13 protein-coding genes are annotated in these 18,495 nt (G+C 71.8%); 10 read left to right on the forward strand and 3 right to left on the reverse strand.

Annotated features, from left to right (window positions below):
- Positions 1-147 precede the first annotated feature (147 nt).
- The 4 genes from DEI93_RS00920 (at position 148) to DEI93_RS00935 (ending at position 5,559) form a co-directional block, all read left to right on the forward strand.
- Positions 148-1,095, forward strand: coding sequence for a carbohydrate ABC transporter permease (locus tag DEI93_RS00920; RefSeq protein ID WP_111027341.1), 948 nt, complete (start codon positions 148-150; stop codon positions 1,093-1,095).
- The gene (locus tag DEI93_RS00925) at positions 1,092-2,057 is read left to right on the forward strand and encodes a carbohydrate ABC transporter permease (RefSeq protein WP_111011214.1); all 966 of its coding nucleotides are present in this window, start codon (positions 1,092-1,094) and stop codon (positions 2,055-2,057) included. The genes DEI93_RS00920 and DEI93_RS00925 overlap by 4 nt, the downstream gene beginning before the upstream one ends.
- 86 nt (positions 2,058-2,143) lie before the next feature.
- Positions 2,144-3,481 (forward strand): ABC transporter substrate-binding protein, encoded by a 1,338-nt coding sequence (locus DEI93_RS00930; protein WP_111011215.1) that lies wholly within the window; start codon positions 2,144-2,146, stop codon positions 3,479-3,481.
- Between the two features lie 65 nt (positions 3,482-3,546).
- Positions 3,547-5,559, forward strand: a complete 2,013-nt coding sequence (locus DEI93_RS00935; RefSeq protein ID WP_111120663.1) for a glycoside hydrolase family 35 protein — start codon at positions 3,547-3,549, stop codon at positions 5,557-5,559.
- Between the two features lie 185 nt (positions 5,560-5,744).
- Here the strand turns inward: DEI93_RS00935 and DEI93_RS00940 are convergent, their stop codons facing one another.
- The 3 genes from DEI93_RS00940 to DEI93_RS00950 all read right to left on the reverse strand — a co-directional run bounded on the left by DEI93_RS00940 (position 5,745) and on the right by DEI93_RS00950 (position 8,909).
- On the reverse strand, positions 5,745-6,260 hold the full coding sequence (locus DEI93_RS00940) for a hypothetical protein (RefSeq protein WP_111027343.1): 516 nt from the start codon (positions 6,258-6,260) through the stop codon (positions 5,745-5,747).
- A 76-nt stretch (positions 6,261-6,336) separates the two neighbouring features.
- Entirely contained in the window at positions 6,337-7,053 is a 717-nt protein-coding gene (locus DEI93_RS00945) for an alpha/beta hydrolase (RefSeq protein WP_111120662.1), read from the reverse strand.
- Positions 7,054-7,319: 266 nt separating this feature from the next.
- The gene (locus DEI93_RS00950) at positions 7,320-8,909 is read right to left on the reverse strand and encodes a phospholipase D family protein (RefSeq protein ID WP_220037912.1); all 1,590 of its coding nucleotides are present in this window, start codon (positions 8,907-8,909) and stop codon (positions 7,320-7,322) included.
- 131 nt (positions 8,910-9,040) lie between these two features.
- Here DEI93_RS00950 and DEI93_RS00955 point away from each other — a divergent pair, with 131 nt between their 5' ends.
- The 6 genes from DEI93_RS00955 to araA all read left to right on the forward strand — a co-directional run bounded on the left by DEI93_RS00955 (position 9,041) and on the right by araA (position 18,181).
- Positions 9,041-11,404 (forward strand): alpha-galactosidase, encoded by a 2,364-nt coding sequence (locus DEI93_RS00955; RefSeq protein WP_111120546.1) that lies wholly within the window; start codon positions 9,041-9,043, stop codon positions 11,402-11,404.
- Positions 11,405-11,548: 144 nt separating this feature from the next.
- A complete protein-coding gene (gene arfA / locus DEI93_RS00960; RefSeq protein ID WP_111027502.1) occupies positions 11,549-13,060 on the forward strand; it encodes an arabinosylfuranosidase ArfA in 1,512 nt (503 codons plus the stop codon).
- A gap of 79 nt (positions 13,061-13,139) precedes the next feature.
- Positions 13,140-14,153 carry a LacI family DNA-binding transcriptional regulator gene (locus DEI93_RS00965; protein WP_258368731.1) on the forward strand — a complete coding sequence of 338 codons (1,014 nt, stop codon included), beginning with the start codon at positions 13,140-13,142 and terminating at the stop codon, positions 14,151-14,153.
- A 106-nt stretch (positions 14,154-14,259) separates the two neighbouring features.
- Positions 14,260-15,945 carry a xylulokinase gene (locus DEI93_RS00970; RefSeq protein WP_111120551.1) on the forward strand — a complete coding sequence of 562 codons (1,686 nt, stop codon included), beginning with the start codon at positions 14,260-14,262 and terminating at the stop codon, positions 15,943-15,945.
- Positions 15,942-16,673, forward strand: coding sequence for an L-ribulose-5-phosphate 4-epimerase (locus DEI93_RS00975; RefSeq protein WP_111011222.1), 732 nt, complete (start codon positions 15,942-15,944; stop codon positions 16,671-16,673). The genes DEI93_RS00970 and DEI93_RS00975 overlap by 4 nt, the downstream gene beginning before the upstream one ends.
- Positions 16,670-18,181, forward strand: a complete 1,512-nt coding sequence (gene araA / locus DEI93_RS00980) for an L-arabinose isomerase (protein WP_111011223.1) — start codon at positions 16,670-16,672, stop codon at positions 18,179-18,181. The genes DEI93_RS00975 and araA overlap by 4 nt, the downstream gene beginning before the upstream one ends.
- Positions 18,182-18,495 lie beyond the last annotated feature (314 nt).

The raw sequence follows: 18,495 nt of genomic DNA on the forward strand, positions 1-18,495 counted from the left end.
CCACCTCGTTCGGCCGCATCATCGCACGAACCGGGCCTCTGGTCACGATTCTGCGTCGGCGCTTGCATGTTGACGTTGCCATGCTACGGTGAACCGCGCGATGTTGACGTCAACATACGCGGAGCACCGTCTGGACGAAGGAGTCGTATGACCGCGATCACCGCGCGCCGGGGAACGTCACCCGGCGGCCGGAACGGCACCCGTGGCGGCGCCCGGGGCAAGGGCCGAGCCCGCCAACGCTGGACCGGCTGGCTGTTCGTCGCGCCGTTCATGATCGTGCTCGTCGCGATGCTCATCGTGCCGATCGGCTACGCCCTCTGGCTCAGCCTGTTCCGCGACCAGCTCATCGGCGGCAACCAGTTCGTCTGGTTCGCCAACTACCTGCAGCTGTTCCAGGACGCCAAGTTCTGGGCCGGGTTCCTGCGCGTCGTCCTGTTCCTCGTGGTCCAGGTGCCGGTCATGCTCGTCCTCGCACTCGTCGCCGCACTCGCACTCGACAGCGGTCGCCTCTACGGCTCGGCGTTCTTCCGCATCGGGGTGTTCCTGCCCTACGCGGTGCCGGGTGTCGTCGCCGCGCTCATCTGGGGCTTCATCTACGGCAACCAGTTCGGCCTGACCGGCGCCGCGAACAAGGCCCTGGGCATCGACCTGTTCGAACCCTTCAGCCCGCACTGGGTCCTCGCATCCATCGGCAACGTCGTCACGTGGGAGTTCCTCGGCTACAACATGCTGATCTTCTACTCCGCGCTCCGGGTGGTGCCGACCGAGCTGTACGAGGCGGCCGAGATCGACGGCGCCGGGCCGCTCCGCACGATCATGTCGATCAAGATCCCGGCGCTGCGCGGCTCGATCGTCATCGCCACGATCTTCTCGATCATCGGCAGCTTCCAGCTCTTCAACGAGCCGAACCTGCTCAAGACGCTCGCCCCGAACGTCATCGGCAGCGCATTCACCCCGAACATGTACGCCTACTCGCTGTCCTTCAGCGGTCAGCAGTTCAACTACTCCGCCACCGTCGCGATCGTCATGGGTGTAATCACCGCCGTGATCGCCTACGTCGTCCAGGTGCGCGGCACGCGAGCGGAGAACCGATGAGCGCCGTCCAGACCCCACCGCCCGTCACCATCGCGACCGAGGGCACACGCGGCCGCGACCCGCGTGCCCGCGCTCCCCGGGCCTCCCGTCCGGGTCGCCGGATCGGCGCCGGCTCGCCCAGGCCGCGCCGGAGCGGGCTGCTCACCGCCGTCATGGTGGTGTTCACCGTCTACTCGTTCGCGCCGCTCGCCTACCTGGTGATCAACAGCACGAAGACGCAGTCGTCGCTCCTGTCGACGTTCGGCCTCTGGTTCGGCGGACACTTCAACCTGATCCAGAACCTGCACGACACGCTGACCTACAACGGCGGGATCTTCCTGCAGTGGTTCGGCAACACCCTGCTCTACGTCGTCGTCGGTGCCGGCGGGGCGACGCTCCTCGCCACGGTCGCGGGCTACGGCATGGCGAAGTACGCGTTCCCCGGCCGCCGGGCCGTGTTCGCCATCGTGCTCGGCGCGGTCGCGATCCCGGGCACGGCGCTGGCCGTCCCGACGTTCCTGCTGTTCTCGCAGGTCGGCCTGACGAACACGCCGTGGGCGATCATCCTGCCGTCGCTCATCAGTCCGTTCGGGCTCTACCTGATCTGGACGTACGCGATCGACGCCATCCCGATGGAGCTCATCGAAGCCGCCCGCATGGACGGTGCCGGCGAGTTCCGGATCTTCTTCACGATCGGGCTCCGACTGCTCATGCCCGGCGTCGTCACGGTGCTGCTGTTCGCGGTCGTGGCCACGTGGAACAACTACTTCCTCCCGCTGATCATGCTGAGCGACCCCCGCTGGTACCCGCTCACGGTCGGCCTGAACCAGTGGAACGCGCAGGCCACCGGCGCCGCCGCCCAGCCGATCTACAACCTCGTCGTCACGGGTTCGCTGCTCACGATCATCCCGATCGTCGCCGCGTTCCTCTTCCTCCAGCGCTTCTGGCAGTCCGGCCTCGCGGCCGGGTCCGTCAAGGCGTGACTCCCCGCCCCGTCGGCCGGGAGGCCCGGGGCAGCACCCAGCACCACCGCACCCCTGCGATCCACAACGAAGTGAAAGGCATCACCATGCACAAGCGTCTCCGGCGCGGCCTCGCCGCCGTCGCCATCGGCGTCTCCGCCGCGGTCGCCCTCGTCGGCTGCGCGAGCGGCAGCTCGTCGGCCTCGGGCGGCAGCGCGAGCGACGTCTCCGCCGCGCTGAAGAAGGGCGGCACGATCACGTACTGGTCGTGGACCCCGTCCGCCAAGGCCCAGGTCGCCGCGTTCGAGAAGGCGTACCCGAAGGTGCACGTCAAGCTCGTCAACGCCGGCACCGGCACCGACGAGTACACGAAGCTCCAGAACACGATCAAGGCCGGCTCGGGCGCGCCCGACGTCGCGCAGGTCGAGTACTTCGCCGTCCCGCAGTTCGCGCTGTCGAACTCCCTGGCCGACCTCACCTCGTACGGGTTCGGCTCGCTCAAGGGCAAGTACTCCGCGAGCACGTGGGACTCGGTCGCCATGAACGGCAAGATCTACGGTCTGCCGCAGGACTCCGGCCCGATGGCGCTGTTCTACAACAAGCGCATCTTCGACCAGTACGGCCTCGCCGTCCCGAAGACGTGGAGCGAGTACGTCGCCGACGCCAAGAAGCTGCACGCGGCGAACCCCAGCGAGTACATCACCGCGGACAACGGCGACCCCGGATTCGCGACCAGCATGATCTGGCAGGCCGGCGGCACCCCGTTCACGACGAACGGCACGAAGGTGTCGATCGACCTGCAGGACGCGGGGAGCAAGAAGTGGACGTCGACCTGGAACCCGCTCGTCCAGGGCAAGCTCCTCTCGACCACCCCGGCCTGGAGCGACGACTGGTTCAAGCAGCTCGGCAACGGCCAGATCGCCTCGCTCATCACCGGCGCCTGGATGCCCGGCAACCTCGAGGCGAGCGCCCCGGCCGGCAGCGGTGACTGGCGCGTCGCCCCGATGCCCACCTACGACGGCAGCAAGGCCGTCACCGCGAACAACGGGGGCAGCTCGCAGGTCGTCATGAAGCAGTCGAAGAACCCGGCGCTCGCGGCGGGCTTCCTCAAGTGGCTCAACTCGTCGAGCGCGAGCACGAAGATCTTCGCCAAGTCCGGCGGGTTCCCGTCGACCACCGCCGACCTCGAGTCGTCGTCGTTCCTCAACGACAACCCGTCGTACTTCGGTGGCCAGAAGATCAACGAGGTCCTCGTCGACGCGTCGAAGAACGTCAAGTCCGGCTTCACCTACCTGCCCTACGAGGTCTACGCGAACAGCGTCTTCGCGGACACGGTCGGCCAGTCCTACCAGAACAACACGTCGCTCGACAGCGGCCTGCAGTCCTGGCAGAGCCAGCTCGTCAAGTACGGCAAGCAGCAGGGCTTCACGGTCTCGTCCAAGTGACCGAACGGTGCCCGGGCGCGCGTCGCCCGGGCACCGTCCCCTCCCATCCGAAGAAAGGCACGCTCATGCGTTTCGCCATCGGCCCCGACGACTTCCTGCTCGACGGCGAACCCCACCGCGTGCTCTCCGGAGCGCTCCACTACTTCCGCGTCCACCCCGACCAGTGGGCGGACCGGATCCACAAGGCCCGGCTCATGGGCCTCAACACCATCGAGACGTACGTCGCCTGGAACGCCCACGCGCCGTCGCCCGACACCTTCGACCTGACCGGCGGGCTCGACCTCGGCCGGTTCCTCGACCTCGTCGCGGCCGAGGGCATGCACGCGATCGTCCGCCCCGGCCCGTACATCTGCGCCGAGTGGGCGAACGGCGGACTGCCGTCCTGGCTGTTCGCCGACGCGAACGTCGGCGTGCGCCGGAACGAGCCCCGGTTCCTCGCCGCCGTGCAGGCGTACCTCGAGCGCCTCGCCCCCGTGCTCGTGCCCCGGCAGATCGACGCCGGCGGCCCGATCGTGCTCGTGCAGGTCGAGAACGAGTACGGCGCCTACGGCTCGGACCCCGCCTACCTCCGTGCGCTGCTCGCCATGCACCGCGACATCGGGCTCACCGTTCCGTTCACGAGCGTCGACCAGCCGATGGGCACGATGCTCGAGGACGGCACGATCCCGGGTCTCCACGCCACCGGCTCGTTCGGGTCCCGCGCGTCCGAACGACTCGCGGCCCTCCGAGGTGTGCAGCCGACCGGCCCGCTCATGTGCTCGGAGTTCTGGGACGGCTGGTTCGACAGCTGGGGCGAACACCACCACACGACCTCGGCGACCGACTCCGCCCGGGAACTCGACGCACTCCTCGCCGCCGGGGCGTCCGTCAACGTCTACATGTTCCACGGCGGCACGAACTACGGCTTGACGAACGGTGCGAACGACAAGGGCGTCTACCGACCGATCGCGACGAGCTACGACTACGACGCACCGCTCGACGAGGCCGGGCTGCCCACCCCGAAGTTCCACGCGTTCCGATCGGTCATCGAGCGGTACGCGCCCGTGCCGGACCTGCCGCCGGAGTTCGCTCCGGACGCACCCGCCCCGGCCCCGGTGCCCGACGTCGCACTCCGGTTCGACCGTGCCCTGTCGCTCTGGAGCACCGTCGACGACATCGCCACGTGGACGCACCACGACGACGTCCCGACCGTCGACGCACTCGGGAGCGGCGCCGGCTTCGTGCTCTACCGCACCGAGGTCGACCTGCCCGCGGGCGGCGTCCTCACCGTCGAGGAGGTCCGCGACCGTGCCCAGGTGTTCCTCGACGGGCGACCGGTGGGCGTCCTCGAGCGCGAGCACCACGACCACGCGCTCGTCCTGCCGCCGGTGGGCCGCGCCGTGCTCGACGTCCTGGTCGAGGACCAGGGACGCGTCGACTACGGCGTCCGCATCGGGGAGCCCAAGGGCCTGGTCGGCCCGGTCACCGTCGACGGCGTCCCGCTGGCCCGGTGGTCCGTCACGCCGCTCGACCTGGTCGCGGCCGTCGCCGGTTCCGCGGACGGCCGGGAGGCCCGGCACGCGTCCGTCCCGCAGCCCGCGTCCGCCGTCCCCGCCGCCGTCGCATCGCTCGGCCAGCACCCGTCGGACGGCGCCGCGAAGCCTGCCGCCGTGTCCCCGGCTGCGGAGCCCGCCGCCGCGGTGTCCCCTGCCGCGGACGGCCCGCTCGGCGAGCACCTGACGGAAGGGGCCGTGCTGACGGCGCCGGCCCCGGCCCTCCCGGTCGTCGCCGCGCTCCGCGACATCCGGCCCGACCCGGCCCCGACGCTCGCGGGGCCGACGTTCGCGCTCGCGACCGTCGAGCTCGACGCCGTGCGGGACCTGCACCTGGCGCTCGACGGGTTCGGCAAGGGCGTCGCCTGGGTGAACGGGTTCTGCCTCGGGCGGTACTGGTCGCGTGGCCCCCAGCGGACGCTGTACGTGCCGGCGCCCGTCGTCCGCGCGGGCCGCAACGAGGTCGTCGTGTTCGAGCTCGGTGCCGCCGCCCGCCGCGATGCGGTGTTCCGGGGCTCCGCGGACCTCGGGCACACGGAGGCCTGATCCCCGAACCGGCTGGTCTACTCCGTCACGGATGACCACATCGTCGTGTTGCAGGCGCGCGACCACTCCTGAGGTGACCGAGCCGGAGCGGTCGGTGTCGTGCTGATGGCACACGGCGTCCGGATCGCCGAGGCGCGACCGCTCCCATGACGCCTGTGAGGGCAGGGTCGCTGCCACCGCACGAGTCACACTCCGATCATCTGGGGCCGACGCCGGGCTCCGACGATGCGGCCCCGCACGAAGAGCACGACCGTCCGCCCGAGCACCTCACCGACGGCCATCAGCAGGAGCGCGTCCACCCACGCCGATTCCTCGATCCGGTGCTCGACGCTGAAGGTGGTGAGGTGCATCTGCCCGGCAGCCGAGTTCGCCCAGAGTTGGAACGCCAGGCGGAACCCCATGCCGAGCACCCACAGGGCGGCTGCCGCCGGTGTGGCCCGGGCGAACGGGTGACCGTCCTTCCGCCAGACGCGCGTCAGAGCCGCGGCGCCGATCCCGAGCGTCACACCCACCGCCGGTCCGAGGAGGACGAGGAGGACCCCGTTCGCGGTCGTCGGGAGTGCGTGCCCGTAGTGGAGCACGGCCACGGCGACGAGTGCGATCGGCAGGAGGAGCTGCACGATGCCGAGCCGTCGTCCGCGGAGTTGCAGCACCACGAGTCCGAGCAGGGTGCCGTCGATGAGCCAGTCAGTGATCGTCATGCGGCAAGCCTCGCGATCCCCGCGCGGCTGGGGCACCACCCCGGGGTGGTGCCGGGGGTGGTGATGCGGCACGCGATCAGGCGGGCCCGAACACCTCGGGTAGTGCCCCGACGAACCCGTCGAAGTGGCTGTACCACAGCGCGTGCGCTGCTCCCGGGACGCCGCGGACGGCGACACCGCTGGCGGTGAGCAGCTCCACGAGCTCGTCGTCGACGACGTCGCTCGGCTCCGCCCGCACGACGATCGACCCGCGCTCGGGCATCAAGGTGCCGCCGGCCGCAGCCGCGACGGATGCCGCCGTTGCCGGGTCGAACCGTTCCGCAGCGCGCGCCTCGACGACGCAGTCCTCGTCGCCGTAGTACGACCGGGAGGCGCGGAGCCCCTGGACGGTCCGCTCACGTCGGTCACGTTCGTACTCCAGCTCGACCGTGGCGCGGTCCCAGCCGCCGCGACTGCTGAACGGGGCCTCCACGTACACGGTCCGGTCGGGGCGGAGCTCCTGCGCAGCGGCAGCCAGGACCAGACCGCCGAAGGAGTGGCCGATCGCGAGCGCCGGAGGACGCTGCGAGGTCGCGCGAACGGCGTGCACGACGGCCGCTGCGGCACGCTCGACGGTCAGGTGCGGGTCCCGCTCCGACAGCCCGTGGCCCGGCAGATCGATCGCGAGCACGCGGTACCCCCGATCGGTGAGCAACGGCACGACACGCCACCAGCTCTCAGAGGAGCCCATCATCCCGTGCAGCAACACGGCGGTGTCCGGTCCGCTGCCGCGCTCGTCGACGTGGAGGCGCATCCGGTCATACAACCACGGCCACGGGACGGACCGGCTCGTCCGTGGCTCCCGCCTCCTTCCGACTGCACGTGCGTTGTTCGACAGCGGGGGAGTCGTCGCCTGCTCGGACACCCGACGCGCGGCGCGAGAAGCGTCATCGCCGGTGTCGTTCGACAGCGGTGCCGTCGGAAGCAGGCGGAGGGGGCCGAGGGGGAGGGGGACGAAGAGGCGGTGGCAGGCGGAGGGGGCGGTGGCCGGCGGCGGGGACGGGGCGGGAGCCGGACCGGTCAGAACCGCGTGGTGCCCCGCAGCCGCCGCGGCCGCCCGTCCGGGTCCACCGCCAGCCGCGCGACCGCTCCGGCCCAGAGCCGCTGGACCGCCGAGATCGACTCGGGCGTGTGCTGCCGGACGTGCCCGACCGGCCGCGGTCCGGGCTCGCCGTCCTCGTGCCAGTGGTCGAGGGCACGAGCGGCGGCGGTCCACAGCGCGAGTCCGCCGGTCAGGTCCTGGAGCCGGGGGTCGTCGGGCGTCGTCCCGAGGTGCTCCGCCCACAGCTGGAGGCGCAGGTCACGCGGCAAGGAGGAGTCCGGGCCGTCGTCTGGCCGCGCCGCTCCGTCGACCACGGCGCAGGTGAGCTCGCTGTCACTGGTCCAGGATCGGCGGTTGAAGTTGTCCGACCCGCACGTCATCCAGGTGTCGTCGACGATGCAGATCTTGGCGTGGATGTAGATCGGCGTGCCCGCGGTGTTCTCGAGGTCGAACACCCCCACCCGGTCCGGGGCGGTGCGCTGCAGGGCCCGCACAGCTCGGAGCTGCCCGATGCGGCTCGGTGGTCCGGCGAGGGGACCGTCGGAGTCGGGGTAGCGCGGCACGACGACGATGACGTGCAGGTCCGGGTTCCGCTCGAGCGCGTCCGCGATGCCGGTGGCGACCTCGGTGGACCACAGGTACTGGTCCTCGATGTAGATGAGTCGCCGCGCCCGCTCGAACGCCTTCGTGTACGCCCGGGCGACGCTCCGCTCGCCGGCGGGGGCGAACGGGAACGCCGGGCGCTTCACTCCGTAGGTGCGGAGGAGCTGGACCGCGTGCGTGCCGGCGGGCGGCGGCGGGGGTGCGGTCTCCGGCAGCGGCTCGGGGTGCCGCGGCATCCGTGCGAGGCGCTGCAGGAGCATCCGGTAGGGGTCCCGGTGGTCGAGCGGGTGCGGATCGTCCCACCGCTCGGCGAACACGGCGAGGACGTCGGCCACGACCGGTCCGTGGAGTTCGAGGGCGGCGTCGTGCCACGGCGGTCGGTCGCCGTAGCGGGGGTCCATCGAGAGCGCCTGCGGGTCACCGGCGTGGTCGGCGTCGTCCCGCCGGCTGTGGCAGAGGTCGATCCCGCCGACGAACGCGACGTCGCGGGCCGGGTCGTCGCGGTGCCGGATGACGAAGAACTTCTGGTGGTGCGAGCCGAACACCCGCACGCGCTGGTCGAGGAGCACCTCGCCGCCGGCGTCGTTGACCTCGCGCCCCAGCAGCTCGTTCGACCTGCCGCTGATCGGCGAGGAGATCCGTTCGCCGTGCGATCGCCAGACCAGGCCGCGGACCTCGACACCGCCTCGGGCCAGGTCCGCGAGGAGTTCCCCGATCGTCGGCCCGTCGGGGAGCAGGCGCTCGTCCGCGTCGCCGCGCCAGTCCGTGAACCAGACCCGGTCGCCGGGCTCCAGCGCGGTGAGTTCCTCGTGCAGCCGGGCGAAGTACGGCGCGCCGTGCACGATCGGCACGACGAGGTTGCCCTCCGACCACGCCGGTTCGCCGTCGCGGTCGGCATGCACCGCGGTGGCCGTGTTGCCCCGCTCGCCGGCGCGCAGGAACCAGTGGCGGGCGTCCTCGTACACGGTGGGAACACTACGGGAGGCGCTCCCGGGCGTCCCGTGCGTGCGGGGCGCGAGGGCGTACCGCCGCGGGTCGTGTTGTGTGCGCACGGCCGGAGCCGGGATGCTGGCAGGGCGACGAGTCAGGAGTCCCGATGACGCACCTCCCGGTCCCCGATCAGGCCACCGCATCCTCCGTGCCGGACGCGGTGGTCCACCTGAGCAGCGGCGGGGTGAGCCTCGTGCTCGACGCGTCGTCCGGCCTCCTGCCCGCGGTCGTCCACTGGGGAGCCGCGCTCGGGTCGCTGACCGCGGACGACGTCGCGGCGCTGTCCGAGGCGGACGTCCCGCCGGTCGGCGGGAACGCCGTCGACGAGCCGGTGCGCGTCGCCGTGCTGCCCGAGGGGTGGACGGGATGGACCGGGAGACCCGGGATCAGCGGCCATCGGAGCGGCCGGGACTGGTCGCCGCGGTTCCGCACGACGGCGGTCCGCCTGGAGGCCCGGGGGCACGAGGGCGCGCTGGCCGACTTCCGGGAGGTCGGGGCCGGCACCGTCACCGTGACCGCGGCGGACGAGGTGGCCGGGCTCGGGCTCGTGGTCGTCGTCGAACTGCTCGAGAGCGGCCTCGTGCGGCTGCGAGCCGAGGTCGAGAACACGGGTGCGGAGGAGTACGCACTCGACGACGTCACGCTCGCGCTGCCCGTGCCGTCGCGAGCGCGCGAGGTCCTCGACTTCGGCGGACGGTGGGGCGCGGAGCGGACACCGCAGCGGACCGAACTCGTGACGGGCATCCACGAGCGGCAGGGCCGCAAGGGCCGAACCGCTGCCGACGCGGCGACGGTGTTGAGCGTCGGGACGCCCGGGTTCGGGTTCGCCGGCGGTGAGGTCTGGGGCGTGCACACCGCGTGGAGCGGGAACCACCGGCACGCGGCGGAGCGCGTGTTCAGCGGCGAGCAGGTGCTCGGCGGTGGGGAGCTCCTGCTGCCGGGCGAGGTCCGGCTCGGCCCCGGCGCGTCCTACCGCACGCCGTGGGTGTTCGGCGCCTACGGGGTCGGTCTCGACGACCAGGCGCGGCGGTTCCACCGGTTCCTGCGCTCGCGCCCCCGACACCCGCGGCGGGACCGCCCGGTGACGATCAACGTGTGGGAGGCCGTGTACTTCGACCACGACCTGGGACGGCTGACGGACCTGGCGGAGCGTGCTGCCGGGCTCGGGGTGGAGCGGTACGTGCTCGACGACGGGTGGTTCCGGGGCCGCCGGGACGACACCCGCGGTCTGGGCGACTGGGTGGTCGACGAGGACGTCTGGCCGGACGGGCTGCACCCGCTCGTGGACCGCGTGCGGGAGCTCGGCATGGAGTTCGGCCTGTGGTTCGAGCCCGAGATGGTGAACGAGGACAGCGACGTGGCCCGCGCGCATCCGGAGTGGCTCATGCAGACGGGGGCGCGCCTCCCGGTCCGGTCACGGAACCAGCAGGTGCTCGACCTGGCGATCCCGGAGGCGTACGAGCACGTGCTGGGGCAGATGACGGCCGTGCTCGAGGAGTACGCGATCGCGTACGTCAAGTGGGACCACAACCGGGACCTCGTCGACGGGGGGCGGTGGCCGGGCGGTGAACCGGCGGTGCACGAGCAGACCCGGGCGGCGTACCGGCTCATGGCCACGCTGAAGGAGCGGTTCCCGGGACTCGAGATCGAGTCGTGCTCGTCCGGGGGCGGGCGGGTCGACCTCGGCGTCATCGAACACACGGACCGGGTCTGGGTCTCCGACTGCATCGACCCGCTCGAGCGCCAGCGGATGAACCGGTGGACGATGCAGCTCCTGCCGCCGGAACTGCTCGGGTCGCACGTGGCCTCGGGCGTGAACCACACGACGGGGCGGTGGCACGAGCTGTCGTTCCGTGCCGGGACCGCCCTGTTCGGCCACTTCGGGATCGAGTGGGACCTGGCGCGGGCGACGGAGCTCGAGCTCCGGGACCTCGGCGCGTGGATCGACCTGTACAAGCGGTACCGGGACCTCATGCACCGTGGGGAGCTCGTGCGGGTCGACCAGGTGGACCCGACGCTCAACGTGTACGGCGTGGTGGACCCCGCGCGGCGGGAGGCCCTGTTCTTCCTCGCCACGATCGGGCGGTCGGACGTCTCACCGCGGGGTCGCCTGACGTTGCCCGGCCTCGACCCGGCGACGCGCTACCGGGTCACTCCCGTGCTCGTCGGCGACCCCGAGGCGGGGGTGCAGCCCGCATCGTGGTGGGGGCCGGTCGTCACTGCTGCCGTTCCCGCCACGGCATCCGCATCGAACCGCGTCCTTCCTGACGAACCCCGCGATGACGCGTTTCGAACGGACGGAGGCGGTGCAACGCCCACGGGTGCCACGGGGACCAGCGTCGGCGACGGGACGGTCCGTCGGTTCCGCGGGACGGTCCTCCCGGGCAGCGCGCTCGCGTCGGCGGGGCTGCAAGCGCCCCTGATGTACCCGGAGCGCGTGGTGCTGCTGCACGTGACGGCCGAGGACTGACCGCCCCGGGTCACCGGACGCGGCGCTGCCCAGCGGACGCGACGGCATCCCGCGGCACGGCGGGGATCGCGTTGTGTCCCTCGGGCTTCCGCCGTACACTCGGAGCCACTACAACGTTGTAACCGCGAACGAAGGAACACCGCAATGCCGCGCGTCCACCTCTCCCTCGACCCTGCGTTCACCATCGGCCCGGTCCGGCGCCGTCTGTTCGGCGGGTTCGTCGAGCACCTCGGCCGCCACGTCTACGACGGCATCCACGAGCCGAACCACCCCACCGCCGACGAGCAGGGCTTCCGGCAGGACGTCATCGAGCTCGTCAAGGAGCTCGGGGTCACGACGATCCGGTACCCCGGCGGCAACTTCGTGTCGGGCTACAACTGGGAGGACGGTGTCGGGCCGGTCGACCAGCGTCCCCGCCGCCTCGACCTCGCGTGGCACGCCACCGAGACGAACCAGGTCGGGCTGCACGAGTTCTCGCACTGGCTCGACCAGGTCGGCAGCGACCTCATGCTCGCGGTGAACCTCGGCACGCGCGGCACGAAGGAGGCCATCGAGCTCCTCGAGTACACGAACGTCCCCGGTGGCACCACGCGCTCCGAGGAGCGCAAGGCGAACGGGCGGGAACGGCCCTTCGACGTCCGCATGTGGTGCCTCGGCAACGAGATGGACGGCCCGTGGCAGCTCGGCCACCGCAACGCCGTCGACTACGGCAAGCTCGCTTCGCGCACCGCCAAGGCGATGCGCCAGATCGACCCCGACATCGACCTCGTCGCGTGCGGGTCCTCGGGCCGTGGCATGCCCACGTTCGGCGCCTGGGAGCGCGAGGTCCTCGAGCAGACGTACGACGACGTCGACTACATCTCCTGCCACGCCTACTACGAGGAGAAGGACGGCGACCTCGTCAGCTTCCTCTCGTCCGGTATCGACATGGACCAGTTCATCCGCTCGGTCGTCGAGACCGCGGACCACGTCAAGGCCGCCCGGAAGTCGGACAAGACGATCGAGATCTCGTTCGACGAGTGGAACGTCTGGTACATCACCGACTGGGAGGCGCAGCAGAAGACGTACACGATCGACGAGTGGCCGATCGCCCCGCGGCAGCTCGAGGACATCTACTCGGTCGCCGACGCGGTCGCCTTCGGCGGGCTCATGATCACGCTGCTCAACCACGCCGACCGGGTCGCCTCGGCCAGCCTCGCGCAGCTCGTCAACGTCATCGCCCCGATCATGACCGAGCCGAACGGCCCGGCCTGGCGGCAGACGACGTTCTTCCCGTTCTCGCTCACGTCGCAGCTCGCCCAGGGCCAGGCGCTCAAGGTCGCGATCGACGGCGACACGATCGACACCCCGGTCTACGGTGCCGTCCCCGTGGTGGACGCCGCTGCGACGACCGACGGTGAGCGCACGTCGGTGTTCCTCATCAACCGGAGCACCGACGCGGCGACGACCGTCACGCTCGACCTCGGCCGGCTCGGCACGAGTGCGACCGGCTCGGTCAGCGCCCAGGGCATCTGGGACGACGACGTCTACGCCAAGAACACGCTCGAGGACACCGAGCGCGTCGGCCTCCGGACGAACGACACCGCGACGTTCGAGGACGGCACGCTCACGATCGAGCTGCCGGCGACGTCGTGGACGGCGGTGACCATCGGCTGAGCCGAGCTGGCGGGGTGCGGGTCCGTCCCGCACCCGGCCAGGGGCTCGGTCGCCGATGCCGGAACGGTACGGTGCAGACGTGACAGCAACCCCGGAGCGGAGCGTGACGCGCTCGCCGACGATCTTCGACGTCGCCGAGCGCGCCGGGGTCTCCCACCAGACGGTGTCCCGCGTCATCAACGGCGACGCGACGGTGCGGGCGCCGTTGCGCGAGCGCGTGACCGCGGCGATCGCCGAGCTCGGGTACCGACCCCGTGCCGCCGCCCGGGCCCTCGCGAGCCGGACGAGCCGCGCCCTCGGTGTCGTGTCCACGGGCGGGGCCCTGCACGGTCCCACGAGCACCGCGCTCGCGTTCAACCAGGCGGCCCGTCGTGCCGGGTACCACGTGCTCACCGCGACGCTCGACCGGGCGGAACCGGAGTCGATGCGCGACGCCGTCGAGACCCTCCTGGCGCAGGACGTCGCCGCGATCGTCCTCGTCGCCGCGGACTCCACCGCGACCGACGCCCTCGCCGCGCTCCCGGTGGCTCCGCCGGTCCCCGTCGTCATCGCGAACGGTCGCGCCGGCCAGGTCGCGGGGTGGACCGCGGTCGCGATCGACCAGGCTGCCGGCGCGGAACTCGCCGTGCGGCACCTGCTCGACCGGGGGCGGCGCCGGATCGCGCACCTCACCGGCCCGGAGGTCTCGCAGGAGGCCGTGGTCCGCCGCGACACGTACGAGCGACTCGTCCGCGAGGCCGGGTTCGAACCGCTCGTGCTGGCGGGTGACTGGACGCCCGAGAGCGGGTACGACGCCGGGCTCGCGCTCGACCGGGACACGGTCGACGCCGTGTTCTGCGGGAACGACCAGATGGCGCTCGGCGTGCTCCACGCGTTCGCCGACCGGGGTGTCCGCGTGCCCGAGGACGTCGCCCTCGTCGGCTTCGACGACATCCCCGAGGCGGCGCACTTCACCCCGCCGCTCACCACCGTGCGGCAGGACTTCGCATCGCTCGGCGAACGCGTGCTCGAGGCCGTCCTCGTCGTGCTCACCGGTGGTGCCGTGACCGACCGGACGGTCGAGCCGGAGCTCGTCGTGCGCACGTCGACGTAGCCCGCACCCCCGGTCCTGACCGGCCCACCCACCCGATCCGTGCCTCCCGGCCTTGCCGAAGTGAGCGCTCACATGGCACGATCACACCATGACGAAGGAGTCGCCCATGCCCGATGACGACCAGGCGCGCCAGCGCCACGCCGACGAGGTCAGCGAGGGTCGCGCGACCCTCGGGATCGAGCTCGGCTCCACCCGCATCAAGGCGACCCTCGTCGGCGCCGACCTGCTGCCGATCGCATCGGGCAGCCACGAGTGGGAGAACGAGTTCGTCGACGGCCGGTGGACGTACCCGCTCGACGCCGTCTGGTCGGGCCTCCAGGCCTGCTACGCGGACCTCGTGTCCGACGTCCAGGACCGGTTCGGGGTGCGCCCCACGCGCTTCCGGGCCATCGGCGTGTCCGCGATGATGCACGGCTACCTGGCGTTCGACGCGGACGGCGAACTGCTCGTCCCGTTCCGGACCTGGCGCAACACCTCGACCGGCGCGGCGTCCGCCGAGCTGACCGAGGCGCTCCAGTTCAACATCCCGCTCCGTTGGTCCGTCGCGCACCTGTACCAGGCGGTCCTCGACGACGAACCGCACGTCGCCGACATCGCGTCGCTGACGACGCTCGCCGGGTACGTGCACTGGAAGCTCACGGGGCGTCGGGTGCTCGGCGTGGGGGACGCGTCGGGCGTGTTCCCGATCGACCCCGCCACCGGCACCTACGACGCCGGCATGCTCGCCACGGTCCAGGAGCGCGTCGGACAGCGGGCCGCGCACCTCGACCTCGCGGCCGTGCTCCCCGAGGTGCTCCCCGCCGGACGGGAGGCGGGGCACCTGACCGCGCACGGCGCACGACTGCTGGACCCGACCGGCTCGCTGCAGGACGGCATCCCGCTCTGCCCGCCCGAGGGGGACGCGGGTACCGGCATGGTGGCCACGAACGCGGTCGCGCCGCGCACCGGGAACGTGAGCGTCGGCACGAGCATCTTCGCCATGGTCGTGCTCGAGGAACCCCTCACCGCCGCGCACCACGAGCTCGACGTCGTGACGACGCCGTCCGGTGACGCCGTCGCGATGGTGCACTGCAACAACGGCGCGAGCGAGCTCGCCGCCTGGGCGCGGGTGTTCGGCCGCTTCGCCGAGGTCACCGGGTCGCCGGTCGAGCCGGACCGGGTGTACGCGGCGCTGCTCGCGGAGGCCCTGGACGCGGACCCCGACGCCGGTGGCCTGCTGTCCTCGAACTACCTGTCCGGCGAGCCGGTGACGGGCGTCGAGGAGGGGCGACCGCTCCTCGTCCGCAGTCCCGCGGGTCGGTTCACGCTCGGCAACCTCATCCGGGCCGAGGTGGACGCGGCGTTCGCGACCCTCCGCATCGGCATGGACGTCCTGGCGGGCGAGGGAGTCGCGGTCGACCAGCTGCTCGCCCACGGTGGCCTGTTCCGGACGCGCGGGCCGGCCCAGCAGTTGCTGGCCGCCGCGTTGCGGGTGCCGATCGCCGTCGGGGTGACCGCGGGTGAGGGCGGCCCGTGGGGCATGGCGGTCCTCGCCGCGTACCTCGAGGCCGCCGACGAGCGGTCCCTGGCCGAGTACCTGGCCACCGAGGTCTTCGATGGCGACACGGTCGACGTCGTGCAGCCGGCGGCCGAGGACGTCGCGGGCTTCGCCACGTTCCTCGAGCGGTACCGGGCCGGCCTGGCCCTGCAGCCGGTCGCGGTCGCGGCCACACCGGCCGGCACGAGTGACGGCGACGCCGCCGGCGACGCCGTCACGATCGGCGACACCCCGAACGAAGGAGCAACCCCATGACCGAGGACACCCCCGTGTCCGGCGACGCCGTGTCCGACGACGTCCGTGCCGCCGTGCAGGCGACCCGCGAGAAGGTCGCCGCCCTGCACAGCGAGCTGACCCGGAACGGACTCGTCGTCTGGACGGGCGGCAACGTGTCGGAGCGCGTGCCCGGCGCCGACCTGTTCGTCATCAAGCCGTCCGGCCTGACGTACGACGAGCTCCGTCCCGAGAACCAGATCGTCTGCACCCTCGACGGCGTGCCCGCCGACGGTTGGGCCAACGAGCACGGTCCGTCGAGCGACACCGCCGCGCACGCCTACGTGTACCGCCAGATGCCGAGCGTCGGCGGCGTCGTGCACACCCACTCGACCTACGCCACCGCGTGGGCCGCGCGGGGCGAGGAGATCCCGTGCGTCATCACCGCGATGGCGGACGAGTTCGGCGGGCCCATCCCGATCGGTCCCTTCGCGATCATCGGTGACGACTCGATCGGCCGCGGCATCGTCGCGACGCTCGAGGGGCACCGCTCGCGCGCCGTGCTCATGCAGAACCACGGGGTGTTCACCATCGGCAAGGACGGCCGCGACGCGGTCAAGGCGGCCGTGATGGCCGAGGACGTCGCCCGCACCGTGCACATCAGCCGGCAGCTCGGCGAGCCGCTGCCGATCGACCCCGCCGACATCGACCGGTTGTTCGACCGGTACCAGAACGTCTACGGACAGGAACCCAAGGGAGCGATGCAATGACGCAGATCGACAGCGGACTCGACGGATACGAGATCTGGTTCCTGACGGGGAGCCAGGGGCTCTACGGCGAGGAGACCCTCCGCCAGGTCGCGGAGCAGTCGCAGGCGGTGCACGCGCAGCTCGCGGCGCAGGTGCCCGTCGAGCTCGTGTGGAAGCCGGTGCTCACCGACCCGGACTCGATCCGCCGCGCCCTCATCGAGGCGAGCGCGGACGACCGCGTCATCGGGGTCACGACGTGGATGCACACGTTCAGCCCGGCGAAGATGTGGATCGGCGGCCTCGGTGCGCTCACGAAGCCGTTGCTGCACCTGCACACACAGGCGAACGTCGAGCTGCCCTGGGGCGAGATCGACTTCGACTTCATGAACCTCAACCAGGCCGCGCACGGCGACCGCGAGTTCGGCTACGCGCTGGCCCGCATGGGGGTCGCGCACGCCACGACGATCGGCCACGTGTCGGATCCGCGTGTCGTGGCCGAGGTCTCGGCGTGGGCCCGTGCGGCCGCTGCCTGGGCCGCCGTCCGGTCGCTCAAGCTCGCGCGCTTCGGTGACAACATGCGGTACGTCGCCGTCACCGAGGGTGACAAGACCGAGGCCGAGATCGCGCTCGGCGTCCAGGTGAACACCTGGGCCGTCAACGAGCTCGCCGACGCGGTCGCCGACGTCGACGACACCGACGTCGACACCCTCGTGGCCTCGTACGAGGAGGAGTACGACGTCGTCGCCGAGCTCCGTCGCGGTGGCGAGCGCCACCAGTCCCTCCGTGACGGGGCCGCGATCGAGCTCGGGCTCCGCTCGTTCCTCGAGGCCGGCGGGTTCGGTGCGTTCACGACGAACTTCGAGGACCTCGGCGCGCTCAAGCAGCTGCCGGGCCTCGCGGTGCAGCGGCTCATGGCCGACGGCTACGGGTTCGGTGCCGAGGGCGACTGGAAGACCGCCGTGCTCGTCCGCGCGATGAACGTCGCCGGGGCCGGGCTCCCCGGCGGCGCCTCGCTCATGGAGGACTACACGTACGAGCTCACGCCGGGTCGCGAGAAGATCCTCGGCGCGCACATGCTCGAGGTCTCGCCGACGTTGACGGCCGCACGCCCGACGCTCGAGATCCACCCGCTCGGCATCGGCGGCAAGGACGACCCCGTGCGCCTCGTGTTCACGGCCGACCCGGGTGAGGCCGTCGTCGTCGCGATGTCCGACGTCCGCGACGGCTTCCGCCTGACGGCCAACGTCGTCGACGTCGTCGAGCCCGACGCGCCGCTGCCGCACCTGCCCGTCGGCCGCGCCGTCTGGGAGCCCCGGCCGTCGTTCCCCGTCGCCGCCGAGGCCTGGCTCGCCGCGGGTGCCGCCCACCACACCGTCATGACGAACGCGGTCGGGCTCGACGTCGTGGAGCGCTTCGCGACGATGGCCGGGACCGAGTTCGTGGTGATCGACGAGCACACCACGATCCGCGAGTTCCGGCAGGAGCTCAAGGTGCAGCAGGTGTGGCACCGCCTCGACCGGGGGTTCTGAGCCTCCCGCTCAGAACGCACGACACGCCGTGTGCACCCGAGTGCACACGGCGTGTCGTGCACTCTGGGCAGGGTCAGCGTGACCCCCGGATGCGGGGTTCCCAGGTGATTCGGATGGTCGCGGCGCCCAATGCCGCCGATCCGCGCGGTCATGGCGATCCCGGGGTGTCGTTCCGCTCAGGCTGCGCGCCCGACCGAGGGGTGGACCGATCGTTCCCGGTTGAGTCCGCGTCGAGCGGTACCTATCGTGGCCGAGGTCGTCCCGGGGGTGGGGAACGACGGTGGCCGCCCCAGGCGGTTGCACCAACGAGGCCG

It is taken from the genome of Curtobacterium sp. MCBD17_035 (genome assembly GCF_003234815.2).
Taxonomy (GTDB): Bacteria; Actinomycetota; Actinomycetes; order Actinomycetales; family Microbacteriaceae; genus Curtobacterium.

Excerpts from the sequence above, each read along its gene's own strand:
- DEI93_RS00955 (WP_111120546.1), top strand. The coding sequence starts at position 9,041 with ATGACGCACCTCCCGGTCCCCGATCAGGCCACCGCATCCTCCGTGCCG.
- DEI93_RS00975 (WP_111011222.1), top strand. The coding sequence starts at position 15,942 with ATGACCGAGGACACCCCCGTGTCCGGCGACGCCGTGTCCGACGACGTC.
- DEI93_RS00970 (WP_111120551.1), top strand. The coding sequence starts at position 14,260 with ATGCCCGATGACGACCAGGCGCGCCAGCGCCACGCCGACGAGGTCAGC.
- DEI93_RS00945 (WP_111120662.1), bottom strand. The coding sequence starts at position 7,053 with ATGCGCCTCCACGTCGACGAGCGCGGCAGCGGACCGGACACCGCCGTG.
- DEI93_RS00940 (WP_111027343.1), bottom strand. The coding sequence starts at position 6,260 with ATGACGATCACTGACTGGCTCATCGACGGCACCCTGCTCGGACTCGTG.
- araA (WP_111011223.1), top strand. The coding sequence starts at position 16,670 with ATGACGCAGATCGACAGCGGACTCGACGGATACGAGATCTGGTTCCTG.
- DEI93_RS00930 (WP_111011215.1), top strand. The coding sequence starts at position 2,144 with ATGCACAAGCGTCTCCGGCGCGGCCTCGCCGCCGTCGCCATCGGCGTC.
- DEI93_RS00925 (WP_111011214.1), top strand. The coding sequence starts at position 1,092 with ATGAGCGCCGTCCAGACCCCACCGCCCGTCACCATCGCGACCGAGGGC.
- DEI93_RS00920 (WP_111027341.1), top strand. The coding sequence starts at position 148 with ATGACCGCGATCACCGCGCGCCGGGGAACGTCACCCGGCGGCCGGAAC.
- DEI93_RS00935 (WP_111120663.1), top strand. The coding sequence starts at position 3,547 with ATGCGTTTCGCCATCGGCCCCGACGACTTCCTGCTCGACGGCGAACCC.
- arfA (WP_111027502.1), top strand. The coding sequence starts at position 11,549 with ATGCCGCGCGTCCACCTCTCCCTCGACCCTGCGTTCACCATCGGCCCG.